The 16,939-nt window shown below is 50.8% G+C and carries 17 protein-coding genes; 8 read left to right on the forward strand and 9 right to left on the reverse strand.

Annotated elements, in window-relative coordinates:
* Genes MJZ25_01390 through xseB form a run of 5 tightly spaced genes read right to left on the reverse strand, consistent with a single transcriptional unit; the run spans position 1 to position 3,392 of the window.
* Entirely contained in the window at positions 1-438 is a 438-nt protein-coding gene (locus tag MJZ25_01390) for a hypothetical protein (protein ID MCQ2122816.1), read from the reverse strand.
* Between the two features lie 15 nt (positions 439-453).
* The gene (locus tag MJZ25_01395; GenBank protein MCQ2122817.1) at positions 454-1,083 is read right to left on the reverse strand and encodes a hypothetical protein; all 630 of its coding nucleotides are present in this window, start codon (positions 1,081-1,083) and stop codon (positions 454-456) included.
* A gap of 20 nt (positions 1,084-1,103) precedes the next feature.
* Positions 1,104-2,333, reverse strand: a complete 1,230-nt coding sequence (locus MJZ25_01400) for a TRAM domain-containing protein (GenBank protein MCQ2122818.1) — start codon at positions 2,331-2,333, stop codon at positions 1,104-1,106.
* Between the two features lie 42 nt (positions 2,334-2,375).
* A complete protein-coding gene (locus MJZ25_01405) occupies positions 2,376-3,173 on the reverse strand; it encodes an ATP-binding cassette domain-containing protein (GenBank protein MCQ2122819.1) in 798 nt (265 codons plus the stop codon).
* Between the two features lie 6 nt (positions 3,174-3,179).
* Positions 3,180-3,392: an exodeoxyribonuclease VII small subunit gene (xseB, locus tag MJZ25_01410; protein ID MCQ2122820.1), complete on the reverse strand. Its 213-nt coding sequence runs from the start codon at positions 3,390-3,392 to the stop codon at positions 3,180-3,182.
* 27 nt (positions 3,393-3,419) lie between these two features.
* Here xseB and MJZ25_01415 point away from each other — a divergent pair, with 27 nt between their 5' ends.
* The 7 genes from MJZ25_01415 (at position 3,420) to MJZ25_01445 (ending at position 11,412) form a co-directional block, all read left to right on the forward strand.
* Complete coding sequence (locus MJZ25_01415; GenBank protein MCQ2122821.1) at positions 3,420-4,112, forward strand: hypothetical protein; 693 nt, start codon at positions 3,420-3,422, stop codon at positions 4,110-4,112.
* The gene (locus MJZ25_01420; protein ID MCQ2122822.1) at positions 4,109-5,416 is read left to right on the forward strand and encodes a carboxypeptidase-like regulatory domain-containing protein; all 1,308 of its coding nucleotides are present in this window, start codon (positions 4,109-4,111) and stop codon (positions 5,414-5,416) included. Before MJZ25_01415 ends, MJZ25_01420 begins: the two co-directional genes overlap by 4 nt.
* Positions 5,409-6,770, forward strand: a complete 1,362-nt coding sequence (locus MJZ25_01425; GenBank protein ID MCQ2122823.1) for a hypothetical protein — start codon at positions 5,409-5,411, stop codon at positions 6,768-6,770. The genes MJZ25_01420 and MJZ25_01425 overlap by 8 nt, the downstream gene beginning before the upstream one ends.
* A 1-nt stretch (position 6,771) precedes the next feature.
* Positions 6,772-7,416, forward strand: coding sequence for a hypothetical protein (locus MJZ25_01430; GenBank protein MCQ2122824.1), 645 nt, complete (start codon positions 6,772-6,774; stop codon positions 7,414-7,416).
* A gap of 7 nt (positions 7,417-7,423) precedes the next feature.
* On the forward strand, positions 7,424-8,998 hold the full coding sequence (locus MJZ25_01435) for a PEGA domain-containing protein (GenBank protein MCQ2122825.1): 1,575 nt from the start codon (positions 7,424-7,426) through the stop codon (positions 8,996-8,998).
* An 85-nt stretch (positions 8,999-9,083) separates the two neighbouring features.
* A complete protein-coding gene (locus MJZ25_01440) occupies positions 9,084-10,706 on the forward strand; it encodes a hypothetical protein (protein MCQ2122826.1) in 1,623 nt (540 codons plus the stop codon).
* 79 nt (positions 10,707-10,785) lie between these two features.
* Complete coding sequence (locus MJZ25_01445) at positions 10,786-11,412, forward strand: DedA family protein (GenBank protein ID MCQ2122827.1); 627 nt, start codon at positions 10,786-10,788, stop codon at positions 11,410-11,412.
* A gap of 180 nt (positions 11,413-11,592) precedes the next feature.
* Here the strand turns inward: MJZ25_01445 and MJZ25_01450 are convergent, their stop codons facing one another.
* The gene (locus MJZ25_01450; protein MCQ2122828.1) at positions 11,593-12,786 is read right to left on the reverse strand and encodes an acetylornithine/succinylornithine family transaminase; all 1,194 of its coding nucleotides are present in this window, start codon (positions 12,784-12,786) and stop codon (positions 11,593-11,595) included.
* A gap of 108 nt (positions 12,787-12,894) precedes the next feature.
* Entirely contained in the window at positions 12,895-13,686 is a 792-nt protein-coding gene (argB, locus tag MJZ25_01455; GenBank protein MCQ2122829.1) for an acetylglutamate kinase, read from the reverse strand.
* A 160-nt stretch (positions 13,687-13,846) separates the two neighbouring features.
* Here argB and MJZ25_01460 point away from each other — a divergent pair, with 160 nt between their 5' ends.
* Entirely contained in the window at positions 13,847-14,044 is a 198-nt protein-coding gene (locus tag MJZ25_01460; protein ID MCQ2122830.1) for a ferredoxin, read from the forward strand.
* A 218-nt stretch (positions 14,045-14,262) separates the two neighbouring features.
* Here MJZ25_01460 and MJZ25_01465 read toward each other — a convergent pair whose 3' ends face one another.
* On the reverse strand, positions 14,263-15,951 hold the full coding sequence (locus MJZ25_01465; protein ID MCQ2122831.1) for a hypothetical protein: 1,689 nt from the start codon (positions 15,949-15,951) through the stop codon (positions 14,263-14,265).
* Positions 15,948-16,826, reverse strand: coding sequence for a TIGR02147 family protein (locus tag MJZ25_01470; protein ID MCQ2122832.1), 879 nt, complete (start codon positions 16,824-16,826; stop codon positions 15,948-15,950). The genes MJZ25_01465 and MJZ25_01470 overlap by 4 nt, the downstream gene beginning before the upstream one ends.
* Positions 16,827-16,939 lie beyond the last annotated feature (113 nt).

Consider the following 16,939-nt stretch of genomic DNA (forward strand, 5'->3'; position numbering starts at 1 on the left):
TTATCGAGTCTTGACCAAGGTGATTTCTTTCTGTGCAATGACATTGCCATCGGCACTGAATTCAACAACGATAGAACCCGGCTGCTTTTGACGGCTAAGTTCACGGGCTGTCATAAGGCCGCCATGCTTAGATTTGCCCTGCAAGGTGTAGGAATCCATCTTTTCTGTCACCGGAATTTCACGGGACCAGATTTCCTTACCCTTGTTAGCCAAGGTTCCTTCAAAGAAAGCGGTCTTCAGTTTGGTGAAGTCAAAGTTGCGACCATACTTGAACTGGACAATCATCTGGTCAGCCAAGTCAAATTCGCTAGTAGTATCCACAACCACATGGGCAGTGGGATTCCAGTCTCGACCGCAGGAAATAGAAGGTTCCTCGGACATACAGCCGGCAATAAAACCGCAAAGAGCTACAGTAGCAGCAAGAATCATTTTTTTCATATTACAAACTCTCTTTTAGAACCAGAAACGGAGACCCACGCGGAAGAAGAAGTCCGGGAACTTCCATTCCACATCGTCGTCGTCATAGTACTCATGCTTTCCATTGTTCCAGTCGTGATCGTCTTCCCAGCTCAGGTAGTGGAATTCGACCACCGGGCTCAATTCGAAATAGAGCTGCAGCGGAATGACCGGGAATTCCCACTGGAAACCGCCAGTGACACCGGCACGGATGGCGAAGCCAAATTCATCACGCCACCACCAACGATCGTTATGATCCTTGTAGTCAACCCAGTATTCTTCATCCCACAAGCCGATACCACCGGTGGGGCCAACATAGAAGCCCATACGGCCCAGTTCCTTGGGATTGTTCAAATAGAAATTCCAATAGTAACCAACGTAGGCACCAAAGGAATTGTCGTCGTCACTGAGGTACAAATGGGCGTAAATATCCAAGGTAATGTCATTGCCCATGCGCATCATGAAATCGAGACCCGCATGTTCACCAGGATTGCCAGCCTGAATCCAGCCACCAGCACCCATGTTTTTAGAGGAGCTACCAGATTGACCGGAACTAGAACTTTTTGCAGATACGGCAACAGGCAGCATCACGCAGAGAATGAGAGAGATTAGCAATTTTTTCATCATGCCAATCAATTTAACAAAAACTATCGGGAAAGGACAGCCAGCATTTCCATGTGGGGGGTCTGCGGGTAGAAGGCAAAGGCCTCCGCAGACTTCATAGTAAACCCGAATTCCCTTAATTTCGCAAAATCGCGGGCAAGGGTCACAGGATCGCAGGAAACGTAAATCAATTTTTTCACGGAGCTTTTGGCAATGGCATCCAGCGCTGTAGGCGGAAGGCCTGTACGGGGCGGGTCCACAATCAATGTGGCGGGAATGTCCACCACGTTTTCGGCAAGCCAGTCTTCTGCCGGAGCGGAAACATTTTCCGCATTTCCAGACAAATTAACCTTGGCATGCTTTAGGCAGCCATCGTCTCGTTCCACAGTGGTAACGCGTTTGAACTTGTCCTGGAGAAGGGCGGCAAAGAAGCCTACGCCGCTGAACAAGTCGATAAGCCATTCGTCGCTGGCTTCGCCACTTTTGATACCCTCATCAACGGCGTTGCGTACAGCGTCCACAAGCTCCGGCAACAAACCCAGATTGCTCTGGAAAAATACAGAGGCGTCGGACTCGATTTTCTTGCCGCCGATTTCCACAACGCTTACAGCGTTCTTCTGGAATTCTGCAGCAGGCATGCCATCGTAATAGTAGCTGACCTGGCCGTTTCCGTTATCAAAAATATTCAGTTCCCTGGCCTTCAAACTCTTGGCAGGGCCTTTTAAAAAATCATTCAGTCCCTTGGTGAGAACAGGGCAATCCGCAAAAGTTACTGCGTGATTGGATTCCTGTTCACGGAAGCCGAAGCGGGCTCCATCCTCACGGTTACCGCAGAACACCACGCGGGCTCGGTTGCGATAGTTCCAGGGGTTTCCCGTATGAACCTTGAAGTTGTCCGGAAGTTCCGCATGGGCCAGGCGTCTAAAATTTTCACGTTCCACCTGGGCCAGGTATTCTACCTGCTTGGCTGAATCCAGATGCTGCAGGGAGCAGCCGCCACAGCGGCCATACAACGGACACTTGGGCTTTACACGATCGGGGCTAGTTTCCAAAACTTCCAGAACGCGCCCGCGGGTAAAATCCTTCTTCTGGAAGGTCAGAAGGACCTTGCAAAGTTCCCCCGGAAGGGCTCCAGCCACAAAGCACACGCGACCATCGGCCAAGCGTCCCATGCCCTCGCCGCCCTGCACCATCTTATCGATGCGCAGTTCAACAAAGCGGGATTCACCCTTGAAGCCTCTCTTGTCCTTAAAATTTCTGCGGAAGTCAGCCATTTAAAAATCAGTCAATTAAATCGGTCAAATAAAAAAAATCAGTTATCGCTTAATGGTAGGAACACTAGCCAAAAGTTTCTGGGTGTATTCATGCTGCGGATTCACAAGAACCTTGTCCGCCTCGCCACGTTCCACCACCTTGCCAAAGTACATCACCAGCACGTCGTCGCTCAAGGCGCGAACCACCTGCATGTCGTGGCTAATGAACAGCAGGCTAATTCCAAGTTCATTGCGCAAGTCGTCCAGCAAATGCAAAATTTGAGCCTGCACAGAAACGTCCAGGGCGCTGGTCACTTCGTCGCACAAAAGAACCTTGGGCTCCACCATAAGGCTTCGTGCAATACACAGGCGCTGGCGCTGTCCGCCGGAAAATTCGTGGGGGAATTTATCAAGGGCTCCCGCGGGAATAGAAACGCGGTCCAGCAGCTTCTGCGCCCTCGTTCTAGCGTCGTCAAAGGAAAAACCGCGGGCCACCACGGGCGCCGTCAAAATTTCAGCAACCGTCTGTCGAGGATTCAGGCTGCTGAAAGGGTCCTGGAAAATCATCTGGACCAAGTCGCGGACCCTACGAACCGCAGCCCCGTTCTTAAAGTTCACGTTTTCGCCAAGCAACTTGTAGGAGCCGAAATCCGCCTGAACAAGCCCCACCAGGGACTTCACCAGAGTGGACTTACCGCAACCGGACTCGCCTACGATAGAAAGGATCTTTCCCTGGGGAAGCGTAAAGGATACGTTATCAACAGCGGTAAAATAGTTCTTGACCTTGCCAAAAACACCCCCACGGATGGGAAACTTCACCGTTAGATTTTCCACCTCAAGGGCAGGAACTTGCGTATCCAAAATCAACTATCCTTCCACTTCACCATCCAGGCTAGCCAAGGCTTCCTGAACGTTCTTTTCGGTTTTCAGCAAAATCTGTCTGCAGGTACGAAGCAGTTCCGTAGCTTCCTGAACCTGGCCAGCAAGCTCATCAATCTCCATTTCGGAATTGTCAATACGTTCCAAAATGTTTTCTAGACGCTCCATAGCGTTTTTATATTCAAAGTTTTCCTGACTCATGCCTTTGAATATAGTAGATTTACCACCGTGAGTTTTGGAAGAACAAGGATTTTTCGGCTTTTACGCCTAAGCATCGCCCTAACCCTGGGCGCCCTTTTCGCAGCATGCCTAGACATTCCTAGCAACCCAGACTCTACGGCCGTGGTCGAGACCGTAAAGGTCATGGTTTACCAGAACGACATCTACGACTCAACGTTCTACAAAATCAATCCTGCAGAATCAGCCTCCCTGGTAGCAAAAGTTTATCCTGCTTCCTTCGAAAACGAACTGGAATTCTACTGGTACTTCAACGACGAACTTGTAGATAGCGGTACCGTATACTCCATCCGTTTTCAGGATCTGAGCAACATTCCCAACATTCTTTTCGTCACCGACAAAGGTGGCAATTCCAGAACTGTCAGATTTACCACAATCCTTAATTCTGCTCCGATCATTGACAGCAAGACTATCCCCGCCGACGGAGACAGCATCGAAGCCACGGAGAACACCCCCGTTCTTTTCCAGTGGAACACCTTCGACTCCAACGACGATAAGCTGACCCACATTTTGGAAATCGACAGCACAAGCTACAACGTTGGTCCTCTGACAAAAATATCCCAGTCCGGATTCGAACCTGGTGAGCACTCTTTCCGCGTTATTGCAACAGACTCCTTTGGCGATTCCGACACTCTGTCCTGGGTTCGCTTCACCATCACAAATTCACGGGAGGATTCCGAATGACCCCAAAGCGTCATGCCTCCCTGATTTTTGCGGTGCTAGCCCTTTTCCTTGCAGCCCTTTGCAGCTGTACCGATGCCGACGACGTTATCTTTAACGGCGACGACACTGAATACATCAGCGTCCAGGCCTACATCACCCGCGTACTGGATTCCAGCGCCACCATGATGAAATCAGACACCATCACCCCTGGCGACTCCCTGATTTTCATGACCAACGTGTACCCGTCAAAATCCATCAGGAGCAAGGACTACTATTGGACCATTGACGACAAGGCTTTCGCAGGAGAATACAATTTTAGAAGACCGGTGTACTCTCCGGGCCGACACCTGATAAAGTTCATCCTTGTGGACTTTTTCGGAGACACCCTTACCGACAGCATAAACCTCATTGTCGCATCCACTCCGAAGCTAGATGACCAAGCCTTCATTCCCGCCAAGGGCATCCAGAACATAGCCTCCACAGACATTGTGAATTTTGCGTGGAACGCCTCCGATCCTGACGGCATGTGGGATTTGTCCCATCATTTCATCCTGAAAGAAGCTGAAGGGTTTTACGAGAAGCCGAAGGTCCTTGTGGACACCATCCTGAAGGAAGCCTACTTCACCTACCGCAAGGGATTCTCCCCATTGACCCATTATGAATGGTCCGTTTCCGTTGAAAACAATATCGGTCAAAAGTCTGAAGAAACAATCCACGGAACATTGAATACCCAGGGCGTTCCAGGCGAAAACGCCATCTACGGATTCGTCACCCATACATCATCAAACAAGGCCTTGCCAATCCATTTGGAACTCAGGAACGACTTCGACGAAGTTGTCTATAGAGCAGACGACTATAACATGGAGAAGGGTGCTTTTGTTGTGAAGCCCATTGCAGACGGCGACTACAAGATAACAGCATCTATCGATGGATACACAGACTTCACCCCCGCCACACAAGAAATATCCATTCGGGGAAACCAGGTCTTGACCTTAAAAACCATGACCCTGCAAGACAACTACCCACCGCAAATACTGGCATTCAGCGGCAAGGATACCATTCCTTGCACAGCCCCCCTGAAGTTCGGCATATGGGATAAAGGCGGAGACATTTTGAGCAACCGCATCAAAATCGCTTACGAGTCCACAAGCATATCTAATTTCACTTTCAAGAATGACACGCTGACCGCCGTTATTCCCGAAATCAAGACAAACTGGACCACCAAAACTCTTTCCGTCACAGCCTACGACCAAAGCGGAAACAAAAAGCAAAAGACTCTTTATATAGCACCATGCACCACCCTTGCGGAGGCGTACAGTGAATAAGATTTTTGCATACGCGCTTTTCCTCGCCAGTTTGTTCATCTGCATGGCGCTTTGTTCCTGCGGCGATAACCACCTCGCCTCAGAGGGGCCGCAAATGTACCCGTATATCATTGTCACTCCAGACAAGTACAACGGCGCATTGGACGGTTTCGTTGCAAGCGAAAAAATCTACGCAGCACAGAACCAGACTGTAAAGCTGTACGCTGCCGCGGCCATCGGAAACAGTCATTTCTACGGCGACGACATCTTCCCCTATTTTAAGAACGTGCTCTGGGAAGTTGACGGAGAATTAATTTCTGCATCCGTACTTAAATACTCCCTAAAAGACGCTGGCCGTAAGAAGATTCATTTGACCGTGGTGGACTTCTGGAATGACACAACCCATAGGGAACTCGAATTCTTTGTCAATGCCCCCAACAAGATCAGCATAGACTTCCCCTATGACGGCTACAACCAGGTAGACCCGGAAAATACCCAGTCCCTGCCTCTGCAATGGACCATGGAGGGAATCGACGAATGGGAAAACGCAACATGCACCGTTTTTGCCTGTAGTGACAAAGATTCCCTGTGGGACCACCCCATCGCCATCGTCGACTGCTTCGACGAAGTCAGCCTTCAAAACTCCCTTGTCGGCAACAAGCTTAGCCTGACCGCAGATTCCTCGTTTAGCTTTTACTGGGCGGTCAAAGCCGTCGTCACCAGTGAATTCCAGGATCCCACAACAGATTCCACCGAAATAGCCCGATTCTCCACAAGAATCTCCGGGGATAAATCCGTCATAAAAATCCCCTTCGTCTACGATGATTATTACGACAGGGAAATCAACGAGACAAGTATTACCGTCGTATCATCCGCCGGCGACACGTTGGATTCCTTCATCAGCCAGAAAAAGGCAGACGTCGCATCATTCTCCATAATTCCCCGATCCAATGTCAAAGTCTACATCCAGAGCATCAACCGTCGTGAATACATGCCCGAGGTTCTGTCCATTGATATTCCCCCCAACACCGTTTACGTAACCGACACAGTCCATTTCGTAGACAAGATTCCGCCACAGATTGCACTCTATCGAAAATCCTTTGCAAAGCTCGGAAGCATCGGTTTTTACGTGTACGACGACGGATCAGGATTCGACTTCAACAATGCGGCAGTCACCATCGACAAGGACACCGTATCCTTCAACGCCGTGTCGCCCAACATGATTATTCCTGTCGGTTGCCACCATGACCAGTGCTTGCTGCAAGTCTACGGGGAAGACTTCGCAGGAAACAAGCTGCCTGACGTCAGTTGGCTCATGATAATGAGAACCGATTCCGTCTATGTGTATGGGCCCTACCCCAACGAGGAGAAGTGATATGAAGAAAATCATTTTCATCCTCATGTTCATCGCAGGCTTTATCCAGGCCCAGGAAATACAGGAAAATGTCCCTCAAAGATATCTCCATGTTTCCACCATTCCTGGAAATGCGGACATCTACATAAACCAGCTGCACCCAAACCACAAGAAGAATCCCCAGGCCTCGTCGCCGGTGTTCATTCCCGTCACCAGCGAAAACTCCCAGGACAACGAAATTCTGATTTCACTGTTCAAGCCTGAGTTTGCAGATACGACCATCCGGGTAAAGCTTTCCGCCAAGGATACTTCCTTCCTCATCGTGTCCCTACGTCCGAACTATGATAAGGCACTGCAGGAGGAACAGGAAAAAATCCTGAAAAAACGCTACAACAGTAATTTCGGTAAAAAGATGATGATCGGCTCAGCAGCCCCCTTTGTTGTAGGCGCCATTTCCGGCATCATCGCAAGTAACCAGTTAGACAAGGCCAACGAAGCCAAGAAAAAAATTGAAAATTCGCCCCTGGCGGACAAGGCAACCCTGGCCAAGCACCAATCCGACTTTAAACAACACCGCGATAACGCCGATATCGGGAAAACGATTCTAAATGTTGGAGTTAGCCTCGGGGCATCACTTCTTGCCGTGGGCATCATCCTACAATTCTAGGTTGCGTATGAAAAAGTTTTTACTGGCAATAATCCTTCTTGCTTTTGCAGCCCACGCCGAAGACCTCCAAGGTGTCCGAGCAAATATTGAATTGGTTACGGGAGCAAAGCAAACCGCACAATTCCTCGGCATCCAGCAGGATACCGTGAGCCTTGGCGGAATGATCAAGGGCAATTTCACCGTCATCAAGATTGCCAAGAATCGCTTCAAGAGCATCGTTGACGAAAACGGCAAGGACTTGCTAAACGAAGTCAAGGCAAGCACCGACTCCACCGTCGCAGCCGTGGATTCCGCAGCAACTGACTCCTCTGCCATTGATTCCGCAGCTGTTGAAACCGCAGCCGAAAGCAGCGCCGCCGTTTCTCCCGCAGAAACTTTCCTTAACACCGTCGACGGCAAGCACGTCATTGTCGCATTGGAACGCCGTTCCATCGATTCTGTTCTCGCAAGCCAACTGAACGTCCTTATTGCACGCATGCTCCAGGAATCCGGAATACCCGTAGTTTCCGCAAACCGAACAGACTTCGGATTCTGTAGAGAATCAGCCTGCATCAAGGATTCCCTGGTCCACTATGGGGCTGCCTCCGTTTACATGGGAAGCATCATTGCCGCCAAAAGCACCGACTCCGTGACCATCCAGATGGTGCATCACAATCTCGCAGATTCTTCCCAGAAGGACGTGAAAACCGTCCAAATGAATTTGTCTACAATGACCGCCCTCAGCGACGCCATGTCCAACGACAAACTGAAAAACTTCACGTTGCAGCTCCAAGGAAAGGAACTTCCCAAGCCTAAGCAAAACAGAAGCTACATCCACGTCGAAACAGACCCGGAAGGCGTAACTCTCGCAACCGCGACCCAGGGAGAAATTTGCAGATCCCCCTGCACCTTCGCCACCCAGGATTCCGGCAAGGTCGCCCTTTACGCCTACTGGAATGTGGACAAGCAATTGTGGGGTGCAAGACAAGTTATCGTTCCCATTCCCTTCGATACAACAAAGATTTCCCTCAAGCTCAAGCAGACCCGCCCCGAGCTTAGAATCATGACGACCCCCAGCAAGGCCGAAATCTACGCCGGCTCCGATTCCATTTCTGTCAAGTCCAAGGCCATCGGCAAGACCCCGAACAAGTTCCCCATTTACGAACCGGGAACCATCACCGTCAAGCTCCGTAAGGAAGGCTACCGCGACACCACCATCACCACCTTTGTTCCGCCCACCGACCTTACAGACATCAACGTAGAACTTCAGCCTATCACCGACATCGAAGAACTCCGCGCACAGGAAGCCTGGACCAAGAAAAACAAGGTCCGTAAAATCGGCCTCACCCTCCTGGGATCTTCCCTCGCCCCTATCATTGTTGGCGGCCTGTTCACTTACCTCGCAAGCGAGAATTACGACAAGGCCGACAAGCTCAAGCAGGAATTGAGTCGCCCGGCCACAGCAGGCGGGGAACACTACCTGCAGAAAATCCAGGAAAACCACGACTTGGTAAATAAGGGAAAACGCCAAATGGCCATCGGCGGATCCTTGCTTGGAGCTGGTCTTGTAATTTTAGGTGTCGGTATTACACTGACCTTCTAAAATGGAAGCAAAAAAGGCCCCAAAACAGCACTTATAAAGAAATTGTAAATTACACTTTCCTAAAAGAAAACCTAAATTTACACTGATGCGTAGACTATTACTTACATTGTCTCTTTTAGCTGCCGCTGCAACTACCCAGGCCGCCGACTACGAACGTTCGAATTGGCGCCAGCAGTTGTACCTTCAGGCAGAACCTGCTTTTTTGAATTTCAAGGGTGACAACGAACTCTTGGACAAGGGCATCAACGCCGATGTCTTGACCGTTCCCCTGTCTGTCGGTTACCTTTGGTCTCCTCTGATTACGCCGGCATGGAAGGCTGACATTCCGTTCACCATCTGGTTGGGCTTGGAAGTCAATTCCATCCAGTTCGGCACAATCGAAGACAAACCGCAGTACACCATCCCGAACTGCAAGGCTAGCGACTGCAGCCCCCGTGACGACGAAGAACTTTCGTTCATGACTTACGCTCCGTCCGTGGTGGCTGGTTTCTCCGTGAACCTGGTCGGTGGTTTGGACTTTAGAGCCCTGGGTGGTTTCGGTTTCCACTTTTTCTCCTTCTATGACGATTACAGTGGCAACATCGAACAGTACACCGATTTTCTCTACACCGCTTTCGCATCTGGCGCTTTGGAATATCGCATCACCGAAGTGTTCCAGGACGTGGACCTCAAGATTGGTTTGAACGTACGCAAGGAATTCCTGGCCTACGAAAACATCAAGGCACGCAATGTGGACGGCAACAAGAGCAGTCCGTCCCCCTATTCCGGTTTGACCTTCGACAAGGTTGAATACAAGTGGCCTGTACGCGTCGGCCTCGAAGTATCCCTTGACTTTGGCCGTGAAAGCCGCCGTGACCGCAAGATGCGTTTCAAGCTCCATGACCGCGATGGCGTGCTCCGTGAAAACAGCGAAGTCAAGGACACCTTGTCCGACTGGGACTGCATGGCTATCGAACGCGACTACCGCTTCTACCTCGATGAAGACGGCAACCTGCCCGACATGAGCGAAGCCTTCACCCGCACCCAGTTCGCCGACGTTCTTGAAAGCTACCTGGCATTCTGCCACCCGGCAGACTTGGCCACCAAGGAACAGCTCTACGCAACCTTGGATAGCGGTAAGGTTGAATTGAAGGAATACCAGGTCCGCCAGGAAGATTCTCGTTTCGACCAGGTCATGGCATCCAACGATCCGGAAATGCTCGAAATGTTCCTCCAGTACTATCCGGATTCTCCGCGTCGTGCTGAAGTTGAGAACAAACTAAAGTCCCTCGGCGAATACGACAAGTTCCGCGCCATCCAGGCACAGAACACCTTCAAGGCCTACCTCTCCTACCTGAACGACAATCCCAACGGTGCATTCCGTGACGAAGCCGAAACAGGCATCTTTGAACTGGTCAAGGCCGGCAACCGCACCAAGGACTACGAAATCTACCTGAAGCGCTTCCCCAACGGTAAGTATGTTGACGAAGCTCGCGCAGCTCTCAACGCTTCTAAGCAGGAAACTTCCATCATCGAATACCAGACCGGTGAAACCTATAACACCGACCCGGAACCGGAACAGCCCGCCTACGAAGAGCCCGCTGAAGAACCGGAAGAAGAGGAAGTAGAAGAACCTGCTCCGAAGAAGAAAGGCAAGAAGGCTGCTAAGAAACCCGCCAAGAAGGCAAAGAAAGCAGCAAAGAAGCCTGCCAAGAAGAAAAAGAAATAAGCCTTGGCAATAAGCCTTTGGCAAAAGCAAATTGAAAGTGCAGCCGACCTCGGTTGCACTTTTCTATATTTGGCCCATCATGATTTACGACCTTATTATCGACTGGTACAACGCCCACCTGAACTACGGCACCGTAGCCCTCCTCATGACGGTGGAAAGTTCCTTCATTCCTTTCCCGTCTGAACTGGTGGTGCCTCCCGCCGCCTACAAGGCCTTGCAGCCAGATTCCGGCCTGAACATCGCCCTGCTGGTTGTGGCCGCCACCATCGGCGCCTTGCTGGGAGCATTCATCAACTACTACCTGGCAAAGTTCCTGGGCCGCCCCATCATCTATAAGTTCGCAGACAGCCGCGTAGGCCACTTCTTCCTGCTGGATGGCGAAAAGGTGGCCAAGGCAGAACAGTTCTTCCGCGACCACGGCGCCATCTCCACCTTGGTGGGTCGATTCATCCCCGTGATCCGTCAGCTGATTTCCATTCCCGCAGGCATCGCCGGCATGAAGCTTTTGCCCTTCACCGTGTTCACCGCCATCGGCGCCATCACATGGAACATCATCCTCGCAGTTCTCGGCTACGTCGCCCACGGCCAGCAGGACATCATCCAGCAATACAGCCACGAACTTTCCCTGGGTCTCGTTGTACTTGGCGTGCTGTTCGTCGGTTACATGGTCTGGAGCGCCCTGAAGCCCAAGAAAAAGAAGGACTAAAACAGCATGTCATTGCGAGCCCGAAAGGGCGTGGCAATCGAAGCTGGCTCAATCCGAGCTTTGAAAAAAAAAGACCTTGGCTAAAAACCAAGGTCTTTTTTAAATGTCAGGTTGCGCGACTTGTTTCGTTGCAAGCAAGCCGCAGCAACTTACTTAGCGCGAGCCGCGGTTAGCCTGCTGCTACTTCGTAGCAGAGGCGAAAGCCTTGTCCAGCTTGGCGACAGCTTCGACGCATTCGGCTTCGCTGACATTCAGCGGAGGAAGCATACGGAGCACGTTGCCCTTAGCGGAAAGGACCATGAGCTTTTCTGCACGGGCGGCAGCAATCACATTGCCCACCGGCAGGGATTCGTCCAGAGCGAGGCCCACAATAAGGCCTGCACCGCGGATTTCCTTGATGGCGCTGTACTTTGCCTTGAGATCAGCGAGGGCGGTGCGGAGCTGTGCGGAACGTTCCGCGACATTCTTCAGCAGGGCCGGTTCTGCAACCTGGTTCACCACAGCGAGACCTGCAGCGCAAGCGATGGGGTTACCGCCGAAAGTGGTACCGTGGTCACCAGCCTTCAGTTCGTCAGCAATCTTCTGACGGAGAAGAACGGCACCCAGCGGGAGGCCGCCACCGATACCCTTGGCCAGGGAGACCAGGTCCGGATTCAAGCCGTACTTTTCAAAGCCGAGGAAGGTTCCGAGACGGCCGCAGCCTGCCTGGACTTCGTCGACAATCACCAGCACGCCGAATTCCTTCTGGAGGCTGTTGATGGTTTCCACCATTTCTGCAGACAAGGTCATGACGCCGCCTTCAGCAGCCAGGGATTCCAGCATGATGGCGCAGGTGTCCTTGTTGACTTCAGCCTTAAGTGCTGCGCAATCGTTCCAAGCCACATGCACGAAGTCGCCCGGCATGTTGCCGAAGCCCTGACGGAGCGCCGGCTGACCGGTTGCAGAAAGGGCTGCGAAAGTTCTGCCGTGGAAGCTGTTCACGAAGGTGATGATCTTCAGCCTGTTGGGTTCGCCCTTGCGGTCGAAGTACTTACGTGCAAACTTGATGCAGCCTTCGTTAGCTTCGGTACCGGAGTTGCAGAAGAATGCCTTGCCGAAGCCGGTGATTTCCAAAAGCTTCTTGCCCAGTTCCACCTGGGGCATATTCACGTAAAGGTTGGAAATGTGGTTGAAGCTATCCATCTGCTTCATCACTGCTTCCTTGATGGCCTTGTTCTGATGGCCAAGAGCGTTCACTGCAATACCTGCAACGAAGTCCAGATACTTGTCGCCCTTGGTGTCGATGAGGTAGGAACCTTCACCCTTTACAATTTCAATGTCGGCCTTGCCATAGAGAGGAGCAATGACCTGCTTATCTTGTTCGAGAAAATTCATTTTAAAATTCCTTTAGTGGTTAGTGATTGGTGGTTAGTGGTTAGTTTTATAATCGCGGCGCAGCCGCCTTATTTTCACTGATTACTAACCACTGTTTACTAATCACTTCTAGCACTGAATAGTGCCGTAGTTGTGTTCGCCGTTAATTTGCTTGATGAAGGATTCAGCGTCCTTCCAGCCCACGATATGGATGCTCTTCAGTCCTCGTCGGATAGACTTGAAGCTTTCGCGGACCTTAGGAATCATACCACCGCTGATAACGCCTTCTTCAATGAGCTTTTCGGCATCACCTTCAGAAAGTTCAGGAATCACATTCTTTTCGCCGTCCATAACGCCCGGCACATCGCTCACCAGCACGAACTGGTCAGCCTGCAGTGCCACAGCCAGTTCGCTTGCGGCGGTGTCTGCATTCACGTTCCAGCTGACGCCGTTGCCGTTTTCGTCAGGACCATAGGAAATGGGGCTAACAACAGGAACCCAGCCGGCGGCCCAGAGGTCTTCCACAATCTTCGGATTGACCGTCTTTACTTCGCCCACCAGACCAAGGTCAACCTTGCCCTGCTTCTTCACAACTTCAAACAACTTGCCGTCCACGCCGGAAAGACCGATGGAGTTCACGCCGTTGTTCAGGAGCATGCGGACAAGCTTCTTGTTCACGTGACCGGAAAGGGTCATTTCCACCATCTTCATAATGCCGGGTGTAGTCACTCGGAGGCCATCGATAAAAGTGGGCTGTTCTCGCAGCAGGGCGATATTTTCGTTAATGTCCTTGCCACCACCGTGAACCACGGCGACCTGGCAGCCCATAGCCGGAAGCTTGGAAACTGCTGCCACAAAATCGGCCAACTTAGCTTCGTCGATTGCCAAGCTGCCACCAATTTTTACAACCACTTTTTTCATTTTCTGTGATGTCCTCACTAGGTTACGCAGGCGGAGATGGTTTAAGCTCCGCTTGCCATTGTTTCGTGGACGAAAATTTAGAAAAACATTGTGCGTTCTCAATGCATTTTGTTATATTTAAAGCATACAGAAGTATAACTAACCCAAAAGAGGTATAAAAATGGCAATTACTAAGGTTTGGCTCGACGAATCTTCCGACGAATGCGTTTCTTGCGGTGCTTGCGAAGCTACTTGCGACGCTGTCTTCTCCGTTCCTGAAAAGATGCAGGTTAAGGAAGGCGTTGATTTCTCTGCTTACGAAGCAGACATCAAGGACGCTGCTGGCAACTGCCCGGCTGGTGTGATCAAATTCGAGTAATCTGCAAGCCGAGTGCTGCAAAAAAGGTCCCCATTCGGGGACTTTTTTTATAGCCGAGGCGCAGCGATTAACGCCGTAGGCGTTCAGAAGCATAATCTTTTTTATAGCTTTTGAAAATTTAAAGAGACCGTCCTTCGGGGCGGTCTTTTTTATTTTATCCAAAATTTTCGTTCTGGGCCCTATCGGCATTTCATGCCTCCAGGGTGACGTTCGGGAAATTATTCGGCTGCGGCCTTCTGAACTTCGTACACGGCACGGATCCAGTCTGCGGTACGCGGGGCCATTTCGATACGGAATTCGTCCAAGGCACCATCCCAGGTATCCACTTCGTTCCCGCTACCGCCAATACGGACCGGAGACATCATTGAGCCAAGGTAAATCGGGGAACTGAAGGAGACAGGTTCACCCACCGGTTTTCCATTCACATACATGGTATAGTTACCCATCCAGGAAACCAGGGCAACATGAGCCCATTCACCCACAGGCAACACCGTGGAGTCAGCGAGATCAAAGACTTCCATGGAACTGGGAGCACCCTTCATCAAGCTGAACTTGCCTTCGTCGTAACGCCACTGAAACTTATAGGTGGAATCACCACGTTCAGAAGCAAGTACCTGACGCTTTCCATTGGGGCCGTTCCACTTTGTCCAGAAGGACATGGAGAACTGGCCGAAAGTAACATCGACAGAATCGATGCTCATATACTGACCCGGATTCAAGGAAATGCCCTTACCCAGCAGACCAGCAGAATCAGCAACAGACTTTGCTACAGACTTGTCTTTGTTAAGAACCTTTGCATCACCATTGAAATGAAGCCTGGACAAGGCGCCATCCTGACGCTGACCTTCGCTAAACGGAACATTCATAAGCTTTGCAAATTCTTTGTTTTCAAAGATCTTGAAATTCAATTCCGTAACACCGCTATCCACACCGGCCACGCGAACCCAAAGCAAAGCCTCGGAATCAGTCCAGTAATCTATTTCAAGGGGGAATTGCACGCCGTTATCCACGTCAATCACAGCAATGTGTTTTGTATTCACATCCGAGGGGAATTTCTTGGGATCCACCTTCACGGGGAACAGGAATCCACCCAGGTATCCAACATTCTGCGGCACAGAAACCGTCACCACCTGGGAAGAGGCGGAATCATCCTGGGACAACGTCGGGATTTCCGTAATCGGAGTCCAGTGTTCAGACTTCGGGTTATGAATCTGGATGTCATCATAACCTTCATCCACATAGTAGCGGAAGTCCTGAACAGCGAGCCAACTGTCATCGCCATAGACAAAGCCAAGTTCCGGCAACACATAAATCTGCTTGGGACCGAGCGTGGTGAATTCCACACGGGCATTGACTTCCACGCTGTCGGCGTCGTCGGTATAGGCTAGGGTAATGTCTCCCGGCGGCATGTTGTAGAAGATGAAGTAGCCGTCGCCATCCAGCTTGATGGATGCGCTATCAGCCACACCGACAACACGCATGCTACCAGTATTTCTGCCAGCAATGTGGCTGGAGTACATGGTACGCTTGCCAATGGAAATCTTGTTGGACTTATCAAGTTCTGCAGAGGAAAGGCCACATTCTTCACCAGCGGAGGCGAACAGCACGACCTTTTCGTTTTCCTTTACCTTAAGCTCGTATTCACCCTTGGCGTTGGCTTCGGTAACCACAGAATCCTTGATACCTTCCTGGTCCCAGCTATCGTAGTAGGCCACAACGCGGGCACTGGGAACTGCGGCACCGGAAGCGTCCACAACCACACCTTCGTAGGCCACGGAATTTCCAATATCGGTAACACCACCGCCAATCTGCTTTTCATTTTCAGAACAGGCGGTCAAGCCGGCGAAACCAACAGTCATCACAGACAGGGCGCCGCCCAAAGAAATCAACTTTCTAAAGGAAATCATTTTTCAGCCTCCTTTGAAAATTTCTTGCTCATGGGGAATGCAACCATCATCAATTCGTAAACTCGTTCAACATTGGAATCGTTGGCAGCTCGTGCGATAATCTTCTTGCGAGCCTCTTCCAAAACTTCAACAGCATAATTATACGAACTTTCGCTGATAGCAAGAGTTGTAAACGCGGCAAAGCGTTCGGTTTTCGATTTATTTTCCACAGCCCCGATTGCATGCTGCACATATTCACGGCGGATCTGGCGGAGAGCCATGGGCGGAATCGCAGAAGCATCCAGCATCTGGGAGGTTTCTTCGTAACGGACGGCCGCGGGATTGCCACCTGCGGCTTCGTCATTGGGAATTTCGCGGATCAGGCCCCATTCCACCAGGTTCTTCACAGCTTCGCGAGCTTCTTCTGTAGTGATCTGCGGGTCAAGGGAACGTGCAAGCACCATGTAGTCCCCATTCCAGTCAGAACTTACGGCAAGTTCACGAATAATGGGATAGTACCACTTGGAGAAATAAAGCTGTTCCCTGGCGCCCAGGTGTGTAAATTCGATCTGCTTACGGATCTGGACAATCTGACCCCAGGCGTTTTCGCGTTCATTCACCTGCTGGGCCTGGTTGTACTGCACCAGGGCTTCGAAATAGGACTTCTGCAAGGGCTCGAATTCCATGGCCCTGGCAAGCTTTTCAATAGACTTCTGCGTTAAGTTGAAACGGCCTCGAATCACATTCAGGCAATAGGAGGAACTACTGAATCCGGCCTTCGCAGCAAAAAAACGATGGCTGAACACAGCCCTAATCTTCTTCTGTTCCTCAAAGTAATCCTGGAGGAACTTGCGGAAGTCATCGTAATCGTACAAATGTTCTAACGCAGCACTCATACCTACCAAAATAAATAATTTTTACACACCTAGCAACCATAAAGAACAGGTTTTAAGGGCGTTGTGAGGAATGTCAACAAAATTTTTACACAAAAAGAGCTTTTTACGGCCAC

This window comes from Fibrobacter sp. (assembly GCA_024399065.1).
Lineage (GTDB): Bacteria > Fibrobacterota > Fibrobacteria > Fibrobacterales > Fibrobacteraceae > Fibrobacter.

Excerpts from the sequence above, each read along its gene's own strand:
- MJZ25_01390 (MCQ2122816.1), bottom strand. The coding sequence starts at position 438 with ATGAAAAAAATGATTCTTGCTGCTACTGTAGCTCTTTGCGGTTTTATT.
- MJZ25_01395 (MCQ2122817.1), bottom strand. The coding sequence starts at position 1,083 with ATGATGAAAAAATTGCTAATCTCTCTCATTCTCTGCGTGATGCTGCCT.
- MJZ25_01400 (MCQ2122818.1), bottom strand. The coding sequence starts at position 2,333 with ATGGCTGACTTCCGCAGAAATTTTAAGGACAAGAGAGGCTTCAAGGGT.
- xseB (MCQ2122820.1), bottom strand. The coding sequence starts at position 3,392 with ATGAGTCAGGAAAACTTTGAATATAAAAACGCTATGGAGCGTCTAGAA.
- MJZ25_01420 (MCQ2122822.1), top strand. The coding sequence starts at position 4,109 with ATGACCCCAAAGCGTCATGCCTCCCTGATTTTTGCGGTGCTAGCCCTT.
- MJZ25_01430 (MCQ2122824.1), top strand. The coding sequence starts at position 6,772 with ATGAAGAAAATCATTTTCATCCTCATGTTCATCGCAGGCTTTATCCAG.
- MJZ25_01435 (MCQ2122825.1), top strand. The coding sequence starts at position 7,424 with ATGAAAAAGTTTTTACTGGCAATAATCCTTCTTGCTTTTGCAGCCCAC.
- MJZ25_01440 (MCQ2122826.1), top strand. The coding sequence starts at position 9,084 with ATGCGTAGACTATTACTTACATTGTCTCTTTTAGCTGCCGCTGCAACT.
- MJZ25_01445 (MCQ2122827.1), top strand. The coding sequence starts at position 10,786 with ATGATTTACGACCTTATTATCGACTGGTACAACGCCCACCTGAACTAC.
- MJZ25_01450 (MCQ2122828.1), bottom strand. The coding sequence starts at position 12,786 with ATGAATTTTCTCGAACAAGATAAGCAGGTCATTGCTCCTCTCTATGGC.
- argB (MCQ2122829.1), bottom strand. The coding sequence starts at position 13,686 with ATGAAAAAAGTGGTTGTAAAAATTGGTGGCAGCTTGGCAATCGACGAA.
- MJZ25_01460 (MCQ2122830.1), top strand. The coding sequence starts at position 13,847 with ATGGCAATTACTAAGGTTTGGCTCGACGAATCTTCCGACGAATGCGTT.
- MJZ25_01465 (MCQ2122831.1), bottom strand. The coding sequence starts at position 15,951 with ATGATTTCCTTTAGAAAGTTGATTTCTTTGGGCGGCGCCCTGTCTGTG.
- MJZ25_01470 (MCQ2122832.1), bottom strand. The coding sequence starts at position 16,826 with ATGAGTGCTGCGTTAGAACATTTGTACGATTACGATGACTTCCGCAAG.